The following is a 13,734-nucleotide window of genomic DNA, read 5'->3' on the forward strand; positions in this document are numbered from 1 at the left end:
CCCACAGAAGAACGTGATCAAACGAGAAATACCCCATGCGATGGATAAGAAAAACTTACGCTCACTGTCCGGGCTGATCGATTTCGAATGCGCCGCGCGCCACGCCAGTTTCAAACTGGCGGCCGAGGAATTGCACAAGACGCCGGCCGCCGTCAGCCTGCAGGTCAAGCAGCTGGAAGAGGCTGTCGGCTTCGCCCTGTTCCTGCGCCATCCGCGCCATATCGAGCTGACCGAGAAGGGACAAGACCTGGCGCTGACCGTGGCGCGCATGCTGGACGAATTGCGCGGCAAGGTGGCGGCCTTGCGCGGCGGGGACGAGGAAAAAATCCTGCGCATCAGCACCACCTATTCGCTGGCCCTGCGCTGGCTGGTGCCGCGCATCCCGCGCTTCACGCTGCGCTACCCGGACCTCGACCTGCGCATCGACTCCAGCGACAAGCTGGTCAACCTGGAAGACGACAATATCGACGTGGCGCTGCGTGGCCAGCGCGCCGCCGAGGGCGACCCGGACATGCTGTTCCGTAACCACTGGATTGCCGTCTACAGCCCCAGCCTGCTGCAGCCCGGCCAGCACGCGCTGGGCCTGGCCGACCTCAAGCGCTTCCCGCTGCTGTATGGCGAAACCACGGAGGTATGGGAGCGGCTGCTCAAGGCCAATGGCGTGCACAAGGGCCGCTACGATTTCTCGCGCGGCTTTTCCAACCTCAGCGTGATCGCCCAGGCCGTGCTGGCCGGCCAGGGCATCGGTCAGCTGACCTATGCCATCGGCTACGACGACATCCGCAGCGGCGCGCTGCACGTACTGCCCTGCCGTGGCGTGCCGCATGACGACGGCTATTACTTCCTCACCAGCCGCCGCAAGCGCGAGCTGCCGAAAGTGCAGCGCTTCCGCGCCTGGCTGGAGGAAGAAATCGCCGAGATGGAACAATCGATGTTGACCCACTGTATCGTGCCCTGATCCGCGCGCGCAGGCGCTTACACTGCGCTCTCGCTTCTGGAGACGGACATGAACAGATACTACGCGGCCGCGCTGGCCGCATGCGCGTGGATCGCGGTCGCGGCCGCGCAAGACAAATCGGCGCCGGAAGCGGCGCCGCCGGGCGCGCCCAAGAGCGGCAAGACCCGCGCCCTGGAAACCGGCGCGGCCCTGCTGCAGAACAACCTGCCGGTCAAGGGCTTCGACATCTACCTGGTCGGCTTCCATCCCATGAAGGACAAGCCCGAGCAGCAGATGGAAGCCCACCACTACTGCCACCAGATGAACCAGGACTTCGCCCAGTGCGTGCTGTTCGATTCGAACACGCGCGACGCCAACATGAACGGGGTCGAATACATCATCTCGGAAAAGCTGTACCAGCGCCTGCCCGAGGCCGAGCGCAAGATGTGGCACCCGCACAATGGCGAAATCCTCAGCGGCCAGCTGATGGCGCCCGGCATCCCGCAAACGGCCGAGCGCGCGCTGATGAAGGACAAGATGAACAGCTATGGCAAGACCTGGCATTTCTGGAACATCGGCCACGCCGGCGCGCCCAGCGATGAGCTGCCCATGGGAATGCCGATGCTGGCCTGGTCCTTCAACCGCGACGGCGAGATCCAGCCCGGCCTGGTGGAAGAGCGCGACCGCCGCCTGCAGCGCGACACGGCCCGGACCCGCGAAGACCGCACCGCCTTGCGCGAACTGGCCAAGCCGCAAGGCGGCGTGGACGCCCTGAAAGGCCAGTTCGCCCGCCCCAGCCGGGAAATCCCCGGCGTGACCGAACCCTGACCCTGGGCATGCGGGTGTTACTGGATGATGGAGACGCGCTTGCCGCTGACGCTGCGCTGGGCCGGGTTGCCGTAGACCGTGATGCGGCCGGAGCCGTTGCTGTCAGCCACCAGGCTGTCGGTGACGCCGGCCGTGATGCTGCCGGAACCATAGGTGCTGAGCTCGGCGCCACGGCTGCTCAGTCCGGACAGGTCGGCGCTGCCGGAACCGTACAGGCGCACATTGATGCTGCGTACCGTACCGGCCGCGTTGACGCCGCCGGAACCGTGCACGTCCAGGCTCAGGCTGTCGCCCTGCAAACGGCCCAGCTCCAGCCGGCCGGAGCTGTTCAGGCTGGCCACGGTGGCGCCACTCTGCAGCCCGGCGGCTTGCACGCCGCCGGAGCCGGTCAGGCGTACCTTGAGGCGATCGACCCGGCCCGACAGCTGGGTGGAGCGCGATCCGGTCTGGGTGATCTCGAAGTCGCCACCGCTCAGGCCGCTGACCGTCAAGCGGCCGGATCCGTTGGACACGACCTGGTTCAGGACCGGCGTGGTGTAGGTCACGCGCACGGGATTGCTGGTGCGGATGCTGCCTTCCACCCACACCCGCAAGGTGCCACCGGCCGCGTCGGTGCGCACCATGGGCAGCAGGTTGCTGTCGCCCTCGACCTGCAGCGTAGGACCGGAGCCGACCCGCACCTCGACCTGCAGCGGACCGTTGATGTCGATGCCGCTCAGGGCCGCCACCTCGCGCCGCTCGGTGCCCACCTGGCCATTACCCTGCACGGCCGAACCGAACCCCGTTTCGTAGCGCACCTTGCCATCCTCGGGCACAACGATGATGGCGCAGCCGGCGACGGCCAGCAGCATGGACAGGGCAAAGGGCGTGAGGGCGGAGCGCATGGCGGTGGTTCCTTCGTTATGATGATGGCCACACTGTAGCGCCGCCCGCGCCACGGCGCCCGGGCGCTGCGATGAACTGCAGGAATCGGGGGCTGAACTGCGCCAGGCCGGGTCCGCCGTGCTAGCATGCCGCCGTCACCCAACTCTACTCCCGGCACCATGCAGATCGCCTTCGAATCGCCCGACCAGCCCGAGGTCATCGCCCTGATCGCCGAGCTGGACGCCTACCAGCTGACCCTGTATCCACCGGAAAGCGTGTACGCGCTGGACCTGGCCACCCTGTGCCAGCCGCACGTGCGCTTTGCCGTGGCGCGCGGTGCCGATGGCCGCGCCGTGGGCTGCGCGGCGGTGGTGCTGCTGGAGCAGGACGGCGTGCGCTATGGCGAGATCAAGCGCATGTATGTGCAGCCGGCCAGCCGTGGCGCCGGCCTGGCCGCGCGCCTCCTGGCTGCGGTGGAACGGGAGGCCGCTGGCGCCGGCTGCATGCGCATGGCGCTGGAGACCGGCCCCAGCCAGCCCGAGGCGCTGCGCCTGTATGAACGCCACGGCTACCGCCGCTGCGGCCCGTATGGCGATTATCCCGACGATCCCTGGAGCGTGTTCATGGCCAGGGAACTGGCGGCCTGAGGGCTGTGCAGTTCCAGCTGCAGCAGGTCGTACCACTGGCCATGCAGCTCGAAGCAGCTACGCGAGCGGCCGTAGACCTGGAAGCCGCTGCGCTCCAGCACCCGCAGCGAGCCGGTGTTCTCCGGCCGCACGGTGGCGTACAAGCGCCACAGGTCGAGCGCGCCGAAGGCCTGTTCCAGCACCAGCCGCACCGCCCGGGTGGCGTAACCGCGCCCGGCGTGGCGCTCGCCAACCCGGTAGCCCAGCTCGGCCCGGCGGTAGTGCGGCCGCAGCACGCTGTTGAGGTTGATGCGGCCGACGATCTCGTCCTGGTCCAGCATCAAATACTGGTAGGCGGCGTCGCGCTGGTGGTCCAGCATGGCCTGGGCGATGGCCAGCGCCACGCCTTCCTGGCTGTAGTAGGACGGCGAGCGGGCATTGATCCAGGATTCGAAATAGGCGCGGTTTTCCAGCTCGAAGGCAAGCAGGGCCGCGGCGTCGGACGGAGTCGGAGGGCGTAGGGTCAGCATGCGGCCATGGTACCCGATGCGGCGGGTACAATCATGGTTTCATTCCGATTGCGCGCGCCATGACAGCCACCACCACACCCACCGACAGCCTGGCCGACATCCGCGACCGCGCCCGCCAGTTCGCGCTGGAACGCGACTGGGAGTCCTTCCACACGCCCAAGAACCTGGCCATGGCGTTATCGGTCGAGGTGGCCGAACTGGCCGAGCATTTCCAATGGCTGCGCAGCGGCGCGCCGGACGAGCTGGACGAACAAGCCCGCACCGGCATCCGGCACGAAATGGCCGACGTGCTGCTGTACCTGGTGCAGCTGGCCGACCGCTGCGGCGTCGACCTGCACCAGGCGGTGCTGGAAAAAATGGTGCTGAACGCACGCAAGTATCCCGCCCGGTCCGCCTGACAGGCCTTGTGCTAGCGCCGTACGCGCCGAGGGCACGCCACCCTGCCGGCCGGCGACAGTTTCTGCACCCGGTTTGCGATTAGCCAAACCTGGTGCGCGCGTCAGGCGAGTTGAGCAGCAGCCCCGGGGGCTACACTGGATTCCATGTCCAGCACCCACGACCATATCTACAAACAGCTGTTCTCGCATCCGGAGATGGTGCGCGAACTGCTGCGCGGCTTTGTTCCGCAAGCCTGGGCGCAGCAGCTGGAGCTGGAGGCGCTGGAGCGCGTGAACGCCAGTTACGTTGGCGAGCGCGGCGCCCAGCGCCATGACGATCTGGTGTGGCGCGTGCGCCTGGACGGCGACTGGATCTACCTCTACCTGCTGCTCGAACTGCAGGCGCGACCGGACCACTGGATGGCGCTGCGCATGCAGGTCTACGTCGGCCTGCTGTACCAGGACCTGGTACGCCAGCGCCAGCTGACGCGCGGCGGCAAGCTGCCGCCCGTGCTGCCGGTGGTCCTGTACCATGGCGCCCGGCCATGGCGCGCGCCTGCCGAACTGTCGGAGCTGATGCTGCCCGCGCCGGACGGCCTGCAAACGCTTCAGCCTCGGCAAGGCTATATGCTGGTTGACGGCGCCAAGGCGGCCGATGATGACACGCACGGCAACCTGGTTGCAGCGCTGTTTAACCTCCTGCACGCGCGCGACCGGCCGGCGTTGGAACTGGCGCTCGCCCGGTTTGTAGCGCATCTGCAGAATCCCGTGATGAGCCACGTCAAAGCGAGTCTGTCGCACTGGATGGATTTTGTCTTGAAGGAGAAGGCGGTTGAGACTATGGTGATGATGGATAGCGATAGGGAGGCTGACATGCTGAAACGCATAGACCATCCATGGCGGGATTGGGACGACTTCATACAGTGGATGGAAGATAGGGGCAAGGAACAAGCGCTCGAACAAGGCTTGAAACAAGGCCTGGAGCGAGGGCTGGAGCAAGGGCTGGAGCAAGGGCTGGAGCAAGGGCTGGAACAAGGCCAGGAACAAGCCAGGCAGGAGGTCCGCCAGATGCTGCGCGACTGGATGAACAAGGCCGGCCTGCCGTTGACCGAACTAGCCGACCGCCGCATTGCCACGGCAGCCCTGCCGCAAATGGTGCAGTGGCTGTCCGAGCTGGCGCAGGGGCGCAGCGTCGAACAGGTATTTGCCGCCGACACCCCTGCCATCAATCAAGAGGGACTCTAAGGCAGGCCCAGCGCCTTGCGGATGCGGGCGCCCGTGATGCGCCAGGTCGGCGACGCGGCCGACACTTCATCGTAATGGCTGCCGCCAGGCAGCACGATCATCTCGGCCTCGTCGCCGGCCGCGCGGGCGCGCCTGGCGTAGTCCTCTCCCACGCGCGGCGGCGAGATGGTGTCCAGCTCGCCATGCACCAGCACCAGCGGCACGCCGGTGGGCAACAGCTCGGCCGGCGAGGTGTCGCTGTAGACATCCGGCCGCGCAGCGCTGGGCAGACCGGCCAGCTGGGCGCGGCTACGGTCGCAGCTGGACTGTATCAGCGCTTCCTCGTTGCGCAAGTCGGCCAGGCCGCCCAGGCTGACCACGGCCCGCACCGGCAGCGGATCGGCCGCGTACAGGGGACTGGCGGCCGGCAGCCGCGCACGCGCCGCGCCCCATTGCGCCAGGTGGCCGCCGGCCGAATGGCCGACCAGCACCACCCGTCCCAGGTCCAGCCTGTGCTGCGGCGCCAGGGTGCGCAGCCGGTCCAGCGCCGCGCCCACGTCCTGGTACATGCCGGGATAGCCGCCGCCCGGCTCGTCGTAGCGGCGATATTCCACGTTCCACACCGCCACCCCGTGCCGGACCAGGTCGGCCGCCATGGCGCGCATCTGGACGATGCCGCCGAACTGCACCGTCCAGCAGCCGCCGTGGATGATGGCGGCCAGCGGGAATGGTCCCGGTCCGGACGGGAGGAACAGTTCGGCGTACTGCGAGGGTGCGGCGCCATAGGCCACGTGGTGGTCCGGCGCCGGGCCGCCCATGGCCAGGTAATCCTGCAGGGTCATGGGCGCGGCGGCTGCGGCGCCGGCGCCGCCGGCCAGGGCGGCGGCCATCAGGCGCTGTCGTAGGAAGGGAAGCATGGTCGGTCCTGTGCGGTTGCGATAGCCGATGCTACCGCAAGCGCGCAGGCGGTGGAATAGCTACCGTGCCGTCACGTCACGCTCAGAAGCGGTAGGTGGCGCGTGCATAGTAGTAGCCGCCGTTGATGCCTATCGGCGAGAACGAGGGATAGATGGTCACGGCGGCATTGTCCAATTCGGCACGCTGGGCGGCCAGCAGGGCGGCATTCACCTGGTCCGGGTACTTGTTGAACAGGTTGTTGGCGCCCACCGATACGGTCCAGGCCGGGTTGATGCGGTAGCCCACTTCCAGGTCGGTCAGGAACTTGGTGCCGATCTTGGTTTCGTAGTAGGTGCCGCCATCCTCGGTGCCCCATTCCGACGATTTGCCGTAGATGTTTTCGCGCAGGTTGACGGTCCAGTTACCCACCTTCCACAGTGCGCCCAGGTTGACCCGCACCTTGGGCGAGGCGGTCTCGATGTCGGAAATGGCGGTCTGGTCCAGCAGGGTCTGCGGCAGCAGCTGCGCAGGCGCCTGGTTGACCTTGGTGACCTCGGTCTTGTTGTAGTTGGCGGCCAGCGACCAGTCCACCTTGCCGTACTCGCCGTAGCTGCTGTTCTTGGTGGCCATGAATTCCAGGCCGCGGGTGCGGGTGTTGACGGCGTTGGTGAAGATGTTGATGCCGGTACGGGTCACGGCCGGGTCCAGCACATTGCCATTGGCCTTGATGGCGGCCACCACGGCGGCCGAGTTCACGGCGCCGCCGGACCCGTACACCGAACCGCTGCCGACGATGCGGTCGCGGATGGAAATCTGGTAGGCATCCACGGTCACGGATATATCCTTGGCCGGATTGAGCACCAGGCCCAGGCTGAAGTTGGTCGAATGCTCGGGCTTGAGGCCGTTGACGCCGACCAGCCTGGCGCCGGCCGAATTGGGCGGCAGCTGCACGAAGGCGGTGGTGGGGCCGACGTTGGTGGCCGAGTAGTATTCCTCGGCAAGGGTGGGCGCGCGGAAGCCGTTCGAATAGGTGCCGCGCAGGCCGGCCGCCGGGCTGAAGTCATAGCGGCTGGTCAGCTTGCCGACCTTGGCGTTGCCGAAGTCGCTGAAGTGCTCGTAGCGCGCCGCCAGGTCCACGGTCCAGTCCTTGATGGGCTGGCCGGAGAGGTCCACATAAGCGGCCTCGCCGGTGCGGCGGTGGCTGCCGGCGTCGGTCAGCGAGAAGCCGGGGTAGGCTTGCGAGCCTTCCTTGTAGCGCGAGGCGGGGTCGCCGGCCACGATTTCATACTTGTCGATGCGGTGCTCCAGGCCGGCCGCCACGTTCAGCGGGCTGGCCATGCCGGCGTCGAATTCGCGCGAGGCTTCCAGCGAGGTGGTCAGCTGGCTGGCGATGAACTGGCCGGCCTCGAACACGGTGGGGGTGCTGCCGGTGTCTTGCCACAGCGAGACGTTGCCGGAGTCCATGTTGCCGATGTGGTCGACGTCGCGGCCATAGGTCGAGCTCAGGTCCAGCTTCCAGCCGCCCGCCATGCCCTTGATGCCGGCCGTCAGCGCGTAGTCGTCCTCCTTCAGGGTCTCCTTGGGCGAGAAGCCCAGCGGGTAGATGGTGGGCAGGCGGTTGGGCAGGCGGTAGTTCTCGTATGCGCGGGCCTTTTTCTTGCCGTAGGTGGCGATGGCGTACAGCGTGGTGTCGGGATTGATGTCCCAGCCGAAGTTGGCGGCCAGCACATGCAAGTGGTACTGGGCGTCGCCCGAGATGTGGTTCAGGTAGGGATAGCCGGCTGCCTGCGCCATGGTGGGATTGGCGGCCAGGGTGGCCTTGTCGATCACGCGAGGGTCGATGCCGCCGCGGTCGCTGTAGCCGTGGTACTTGGATTCGGCGGTCAGGCTCAGGTAGGCGTCCTTGAACGGTTCCACCCCGATGTTGGCCGAGCCGTCGCCGGTGCGGCCGCCGCCATCCCAGTAACCGCCGCCGGTGACGCTGGCGGTGCCGCCGTGGTTGTTGGACTTGAGGATGATGTTGACCACGCCGGCAATGGCGTCCGAACCGTACTGGGCGGCGGCGCCGTCCTGTAGCACCTCGATGTGGTCGATGGCGGCCACCGGGATGAAGTTGAGGTCGGCCGCGGCGCCGCCCTGGAACGGGCCGCCCAGCACGGCCAGGTTGGCGGTGCCGTGGCGGCGCTTGCCGTTGATCAGGACCAGGGTGTTGTTGGGGCTCAGGCCGCGCAAACGCATGGACAGGGTCAGGTTGGCGGTGTCGCCGCCGAAGGCCTGGGCGTTGAGCGACGGCAGGTTCTGGGCCAGGGCCTGTATCAGGTCGGGCTGGCCGGTGCGCTGCAGCGAGGAGGCGTCCAGCACCTGGATGGGCGAGGCGCTGTTCTCCGCCTTCAGCCCGCTGGCGCGGGTGCCGGTGACGATCACCGATCCGGCCGAGGTGGGATTGTCCGGGGCCGCCGGCGCGTCATCGGGCGCGCCCAGCGCGATACCCGATTGCAGCAGGATGACGGCGGCGGCGCCGGACTTCAGTATGGCCTTGTGCATGGTTAGTCCTCATCAAGATAAAAATATATTCAAAATCGGAAGCGATACCAAACGATATAAATTATTTATTCCATTACTGTGGGGAGTCCCTTGCTCCACCTTGCAGATATAGCAAGCGGCGTGCCAGTTGCTTGCAAAATGATTATTAAAATAAAGCTGCTTCAGCGCCGCCTGCCTTGCGGCATACAGGTTGGATCAGGAAGCATGAGATGGCGCGGCCCGCGGCGCCGGCGCATGAAGGACTTTATTTATCGGCCGCGCCAGGGCGCATGGACGCGCGCGGGCGGGCGCGCACCACGACAAGGCACGCACACGGTTGCAGCGGAGGGAAAGGTGCGCGGCGCGCGGCCGCGCACGGTCAGACAGTGATGCCGGCGTAGGGGGTGCCGCGGCGCGCTTCGGCCGGCAGGGCGGCGCCTGCCGCAGCGGCATTTGCGGCGGCGCCGGACGGCGCCGGCTGCGGCAGGCGCTCGATCTCGGCCAGCGACAGGCCGCTGTGCTGCAGGCTGCGCTCGGCCAGGCGGCAGGCGTGGAAGTGCAGCGGGGTGCCGGCATCGAGCAGGTAGACCTGTTCCATGTCGGACGGGTCATAAGCCAGGCGCACGCTCCACGGCCCGCGCTGGCGGGCGCGCTCGAACCAGCGTTCGCTGATGGCGCGGGCGCAGGTGTAATAGCTGTCGTGCAGGCGTATGCCCTCGGAGGTCACCATGGCCGAGGCGGCCGGCAGCAGGCAGCAGCGCAGCATGTCCTCGCTGCAGGGCTTGAGGCTGGTGCCGCCCTGCGCCACGGCGGCGTCCCACAACTGGCGCGGGATGGCGCCGCCGGGCAACTGGTGGCGGTTGTTGTAGTAGACCACGGCGTCGATCACGATGCGGGTGAACTGTTCCAGGTCCAGCACGCCGTCCAGCCGGCTGGTCGCGGCAGCCGCGCCGGGGGCGCCCAGCACGAAACGCTTGCCCAGCACGGCGCGCCAATCGTTCGGCCCCTGCTCCACCGGCAGGCAGCGCAGGTTGAAGTTGTGCAGCAGGGCGTCGCCGTTCCAGCCCGCCGTCAGTGCGCTGTTGACGTGCACGGCGGCCGGCAGGTGGCGGCTGGGCCATTGGGACGCTTCGATGGTGCGGCCATGGCTGGCGCCGTAGCGCACCTTGTCGGCGCCGCTGTGGGCCAGCGCCAGCAGCGCATGCTGCCACGACTGGCGCTCCAGGCTGATGTGCACGCCGGTCACCATGCGGGTGTAGCTGTCCACGGCCACGTACACCAACGGCCGGCCCACGGTCTGGCTGCGGTCGGCGCGCGACACCAGCAGCACCTCGGCCTGTACCACGTCCAGGTAGTAGCTGTCGCCGGGACGGCCGGGCGCTGGCGCGCAAGGCGCAGGCAGCAGCATGGCGGCCATCATGGGCGCGGCGCGGCCGGCGCCGCGCGCCATGCCGCGGCGGACCACGCCGGCCGGCCGGTCGTCGTCCTGGTCCAGCCAGTAGCTGAACTGGCCAAAGGTGGGCAGCGGGCCGCACGGGCGGCCATCGTGCTGCAGTACGGCGCGGCCGGTGTCGGGATCGATGCGGCGCGCACAGAAGAAGTCGCCCAGCATCTGCTGGTAGGCGCCCTGGCGCGAGAACTTGGCGTGGTTGTCGGCGTAGCGCGCGGTGGCGACGCGGAACACGCGCCGGATGTCCTCGTCGGCGTTCAGGCCAGGGTCGGCGCCATCCTTGCGCGGACGCCCACGCTTGACGCCGGCCGAGGAGGCGCGCACCTTGCCGCGTCCGCCGGAATTGCAGTAATCGGGCAGCAGCGCGTTGGGTGTCTGGCCGCGCTGCCAGTAGCGCCGCAGGTAGCGATAGATGGTGGGATGGGACACGCCATGGCGGGCGGTGGCGTCCGCCACCAGCTGGCCGCGCCGGCGCGACTCGTAGATCTCGGGTTCCTGGCGGGTCAGCGCTTCGATGATGCCCCAGGCCCGGGTGCGCAGTTCCACGTGCTTGGGTGGCAGCGTATCGGTACTGTGCAGCACGGCATACGGGTCGGCCGGCAAGACCCGCGCCCTTCCGCTGCGCAGGTCGCCGGCCAGGTCCTGCATCCGCACCAGTTCCACCTCGGCCGACTTGGCGGCCACGTCGAACACGTAGGCGTGGCTTTGGTCGTGCGCGATCCACAGCACGCGCACGGTGCGCGCCTGGGGCGGTGCATACTGGAGCAGATCGTTACGGAGTAGCATTAACGGCCCATGAATTGACGGTCTACATTGAACGGGCGGGTGTCGACGTAGATGGAGTGCGGCCCCATCGCGTCGCGTTGACGCACGGCTTCCGGCTCGATGGCCGCGATCAGGGTACGAAACATCTTCTTCAGCATCGTCATCATCAGCTCCTCGGGGAACTGTCTCCGGTCACAGGCAGTGGTTCCTGCCTCTTGTGGGGATTATGCGGATGACTTAGCAATAAGCGGGCCAGACGGCGGTGACTAGGATTTCTCCTAGGAGGTGGGGAGTTTTCTGGGGATCACCCGGAATGTTGCAAGTACGATCAAGCTTTATTGTGGTGCAACGCAACAAGCGCCGCACCGTACGCGTGCGCCATGGCGGCGCACGCGGGGCCATGCTTTAGGTGCTTATTTAGGTGCTTATTAGTATTTGCCCTTCTTGGGACCGGCCTTGGGCTTGGGCGGAGTGGATTTGCCGGAATCGGGCGGCATGCGGTCGGCGTAGGAGATGCGCAGCTGCTGGCCGCCCACCCAGACCTTGCCCAGGTTCTTGAACATATCGTCCGGCATGCCTTGCGGCAGTTCCAGCATGCTGTAGTCCTCGAAAATCTCGATGCGGCCGATGTAGCGCGCTTCCAGCCCGGTCTCGTTGGCGATGGCGCCCACCAGGTTGGCCGGCGTTACGGCCTGGGCGCTGCCCACCTCGACCCGGAACGCGCTCATGGGCACGGCCACCTTGGCCGGCTTGTCCTTTTTCTTCTTGGCGGGCGGCTCGTCCAGGTCGGCTTCGATGCGGGCCCGGGCCTGGTCCAGCGGCGACTCGGACTTGCCACCCGCCTTGGCTCCCGGCTTGGCCTTGGCTTCCCCTTTGGACTCAACCTCCGTCTTGACCTTGGCCTTGGCAGGCTGGACGTCGGCCCGTGGCGGCGGCGCGCCCTCGCCATCGCGGCTGATGCGCAGGAACTGGCCGGCCACGCGGATGCCGGCAATGTAGTCCAGCTGGTCCGGCGGCAGGTCGTCCGGCATGTCCAGCACGGTGTAGTCGTCGTAGATCTCGATGCGGCCTATGTGCTTGGAATCGACCCCGCCCTCGTTGGCGATGGCGCCCACGATATTGCCCGGCTTGACGCCGTGCTGGTAGCCGACCTCGATGCGGTAGGTGCGCATGCCGGGCTCCGGCTCGCGCACGATGCGCTCCTTCCTGGCGCGCTCGGGGCGGTCGAAGCTGCGCTCGGGGCGCTCGGGGCGATCACCGCGCTCAACGCGTTCGGGACGCTCGTCCCAACTGCTGGACTTCTTGTCCAGCAGCAGCGGCACGTCGCCGCGCGCCAGCTTGGCCAGGGCGGCCGCGATCTCGATGGCGGGCACGTTGTGTTCGCGCTCGAAATCCTCGATCAGGGACTGGAACTGCTCCAGCCCGCCCTGGGCCAGGGTGTCGGTGATCTGGGCCTTGAACTTGGCGATGCGCACGTCGTTGACGGCCTGTATGGTGGGCAGCTCCAGCATGCCGATGGGCTGGCGGGTGGAGCGCTCTATCATCTTCAGCAAGCCCTTCTCGCGCGGCGTGATGAACAGGATGGCTTCGCCGCTGCGCCCGGCGCGCCCGGTGCGGCCGATGCGGTGGGTATAGCTTTCCGGGTCGTGCGGCACGTCGTAGTTGACCACGTGGCTGATGCGCTCCACGTCCAGGCCGCGCGCAGCCACGTCGGTGGCCACCAGGATGTCGATCTTGCCATCCTTGAGCTGCTGTATGGTGCGCTCGCGCTGGGCCTGCTGGATGTCGCCATTGATGGCGGCCGCCTCGAAACCGCGCGCCTGCAGCTTGCCGGCCAGTTCCTCGGTGCCCAGCTTGGTGCGCGAGAAAATGATCATGCCGTCGAAGGGCTCGGCTTCCAGGATGCGGGTCAGGGCGTCCAGCTTGTGCATGCCGGACACCAGCCAGTAGCGCTGGCGGATGTTTTCGTTGGTGCCGGTCTTGGCCGCCACCGTCACTTCCTTGGGCTGGCGCAGATAGGTGTTGGCGATGCGGCGGATGGCGGACGGCATGGTGGCCGAGAACAGCGCGGTCTGGCGCGACTCCGGCGTCTCCTGCAGGATGCGCTCGACGTCGTCGATGAAGCCCATGCGCAGCATTTCGTCGGCCTCGTCCAGCACCAGGGTCTTGAGCCTGGACAGGTCCAGCGAGCCCTTGTCCAGGTGGTCGATCACGCGGCCGGGGGTGCCCACCACCACGTGCACGCCGCGGCGCAGGGCCGACAGCTGCGGGCCGTAGCTCTGCCCGCCGTAAATCGGCAGCACGTGGAAGCCGGGGATGTGGGCGGCATAGCTCTGGAAGGCCTCGGCCACCTGGATGGCCAGCTCGCGCGTCGGCGCCAGCACCAGGGCCTGGGGCGTGGTCTGCTTGATGTCGATGCGCGACAGGATGGGCAGGGCGAAGGCGGCGGTCTTGCCGGTGCCGGTCTGGGCCTGGCCCAGCACGTCTTGATTTTCGAGCAACAGGGGGATGGTCGCGGCCTGGATGGGCGAGGGCGATTCATAGCCCACGTCATCGAGCGCGCGCAGCAGGGGCGCGCTCAGCGACAGGTCGGAAAATAGCGGTACGGGTGTGGCAGACATGGCGTCACTTACAAAAAGATAGGGGAGAATCGCCGGAAACGGCGGAGAATTGCCGCTAGTTTACTCTGTCTGGCGCATTCAGGCTGATTTTC

Annotated in this window: 12 protein-coding genes; 5 read left to right on the forward strand and 7 right to left on the reverse strand. The window is 67.3% G+C overall.

The features are described from left to right. Positions 1-40: 40 nt before the first annotated feature. Positions 41-958: a LysR substrate-binding domain-containing protein gene (locus ACLB1G_RS08595; RefSeq protein WP_491626789.1), complete on the forward strand. Its 918-nt coding sequence runs from the start codon at positions 41-43 to the stop codon at positions 956-958. A 48-nt stretch (positions 959-1,006) separates the two neighbouring features. Continuing rightward, positions 1,007-1,765 carry an OBAP family protein gene (locus ACLB1G_RS08600; protein WP_491626790.1) on the forward strand — a complete coding sequence of 253 codons (759 nt, stop codon included), beginning with the start codon at positions 1,007-1,009 and terminating at the stop codon, positions 1,763-1,765. A 17-nt stretch (positions 1,766-1,782) separates the two neighbouring features. Here the strand turns inward: ACLB1G_RS08600 and ACLB1G_RS08605 are convergent, their stop codons facing one another. After that, positions 1,783-2,649, reverse strand: coding sequence for a GIN domain-containing protein (locus ACLB1G_RS08605; RefSeq protein WP_491626791.1), 867 nt, complete (start codon positions 2,647-2,649; stop codon positions 1,783-1,785). A 159-nt stretch (positions 2,650-2,808) separates the two neighbouring features. On the opposite strand from ACLB1G_RS08605, the gene ACLB1G_RS08610 reads away from it, so the two are divergent. Next, a complete protein-coding gene (locus tag ACLB1G_RS08610) occupies positions 2,809-3,276 on the forward strand; it encodes a GNAT family N-acetyltransferase (protein ID WP_491626792.1) in 468 nt (155 codons plus the stop codon). Here the strand turns inward: ACLB1G_RS08610 and ACLB1G_RS08615 are convergent. Next, a complete protein-coding gene (locus ACLB1G_RS08615) occupies positions 3,225-3,785 on the reverse strand; it encodes a GNAT family N-acetyltransferase (protein ID WP_491626793.1) in 561 nt (186 codons plus the stop codon). The genes ACLB1G_RS08610 and ACLB1G_RS08615 overlap by 52 nt on opposite strands. Positions 3,786-3,844: 59 nt before the next feature. On the opposite strand from ACLB1G_RS08615, the gene ACLB1G_RS08620 reads away from it, so the two are divergent. Both ACLB1G_RS08620 and ACLB1G_RS08625 read left to right on the forward strand, forming a co-directional pair. After that, the gene (locus ACLB1G_RS08620) at positions 3,845-4,183 is read left to right on the forward strand and encodes a nucleotide pyrophosphohydrolase (protein WP_491626794.1); all 339 of its coding nucleotides are present in this window, start codon (positions 3,845-3,847) and stop codon (positions 4,181-4,183) included. A gap of 144 nt (positions 4,184-4,327) precedes the next feature. Beyond that, complete coding sequence (locus ACLB1G_RS08625; RefSeq protein ID WP_491626795.1) at positions 4,328-5,407, forward strand: Rpn family recombination-promoting nuclease/putative transposase; 1,080 nt, start codon at positions 4,328-4,330, stop codon at positions 5,405-5,407. Here ACLB1G_RS08625 and ACLB1G_RS08630 read toward each other — a convergent pair. The 5 genes from ACLB1G_RS08630 to ACLB1G_RS08650 form a co-directional block, all read right to left on the reverse strand. Continuing rightward, a complete protein-coding gene (locus ACLB1G_RS08630) occupies positions 5,404-6,303 on the reverse strand; it encodes an alpha/beta hydrolase (RefSeq protein ID WP_491626796.1) in 900 nt (299 codons plus the stop codon). The two genes, ACLB1G_RS08625 and ACLB1G_RS08630, sit on opposite strands and share 4 nt — an antisense overlap. 82 nt (positions 6,304-6,385) lie before the next feature. Next, positions 6,386-8,827 carry a TonB-dependent receptor plug domain-containing protein gene (locus ACLB1G_RS08635; RefSeq protein WP_491626797.1) on the reverse strand — a complete coding sequence of 814 codons (2,442 nt, stop codon included), beginning with the start codon at positions 8,825-8,827 and terminating at the stop codon, positions 6,386-6,388. A gap of 358 nt (positions 8,828-9,185) precedes the next feature. After that, entirely contained in the window at positions 9,186-11,042 is a 1,857-nt protein-coding gene (locus tag ACLB1G_RS08640) for a TnsB C-terminal domain-containing protein (RefSeq protein WP_491626798.1), read from the reverse strand. After that, positions 11,042-11,188 (reverse strand): hypothetical protein, encoded by a 147-nt coding sequence (locus tag ACLB1G_RS08645; protein ID WP_491626799.1) that lies wholly within the window; start codon positions 11,186-11,188, stop codon positions 11,042-11,044. Before ACLB1G_RS08645 ends, ACLB1G_RS08640 begins: the two co-directional genes overlap by 1 nt. A 261-nt stretch (positions 11,189-11,449) precedes the next feature. Then, positions 11,450-13,642, reverse strand: a complete 2,193-nt coding sequence (locus ACLB1G_RS08650; RefSeq protein ID WP_491626800.1) for a DEAD/DEAH box helicase — start codon at positions 13,640-13,642, stop codon at positions 11,450-11,452. Positions 13,643-13,734 lie beyond the last annotated feature (92 nt).

Source organism: Duganella kummerowiae (genome assembly GCF_053572355.1).

Bases quoted from the DNA above. Each gene is read 5' to 3' on its own strand.
- ACLB1G_RS08595 (WP_491626789.1), top strand. From the start codon at position 41: ATGGATAAGAAAAACTTACGCTCACTGTCCGGGCTGATCGATTTCGAA.
- ACLB1G_RS08600 (WP_491626790.1), top strand. From the start codon at position 1,007: ATGAACAGATACTACGCGGCCGCGCTGGCCGCATGCGCGTGGATCGCG.
- ACLB1G_RS08605 (WP_491626791.1), bottom strand. From the start codon at position 2,649: ATGCGCTCCGCCCTCACGCCCTTTGCCCTGTCCATGCTGCTGGCCGTC.
- ACLB1G_RS08610 (WP_491626792.1), top strand. From the start codon at position 2,809: ATGCAGATCGCCTTCGAATCGCCCGACCAGCCCGAGGTCATCGCCCTG.
- ACLB1G_RS08615 (WP_491626793.1), bottom strand. From the start codon at position 3,785: ATGCTGACCCTACGCCCTCCGACTCCGTCCGACGCCGCGGCCCTGCTT.
- ACLB1G_RS08620 (WP_491626794.1), top strand. From the start codon at position 3,845: ATGACAGCCACCACCACACCCACCGACAGCCTGGCCGACATCCGCGAC.
- ACLB1G_RS08625 (WP_491626795.1), top strand. From the start codon at position 4,328: ATGTCCAGCACCCACGACCATATCTACAAACAGCTGTTCTCGCATCCG.
- ACLB1G_RS08630 (WP_491626796.1), bottom strand. From the start codon at position 6,303: ATGCTTCCCTTCCTACGACAGCGCCTGATGGCCGCCGCCCTGGCCGGC.
- ACLB1G_RS08635 (WP_491626797.1), bottom strand. From the start codon at position 8,827: ATGCACAAGGCCATACTGAAGTCCGGCGCCGCCGCCGTCATCCTGCTG.
- ACLB1G_RS08640 (WP_491626798.1), bottom strand. From the start codon at position 11,042: ATGCTACTCCGTAACGATCTGCTCCAGTATGCACCGCCCCAGGCGCGC.
- ACLB1G_RS08645 (WP_491626799.1), bottom strand. From the start codon at position 11,188: ATGATGACGATGCTGAAGAAGATGTTTCGTACCCTGATCGCGGCCATC.
- ACLB1G_RS08650 (WP_491626800.1), bottom strand. From the start codon at position 13,642: ATGTCTGCCACACCCGTACCGCTATTTTCCGACCTGTCGCTGAGCGCG.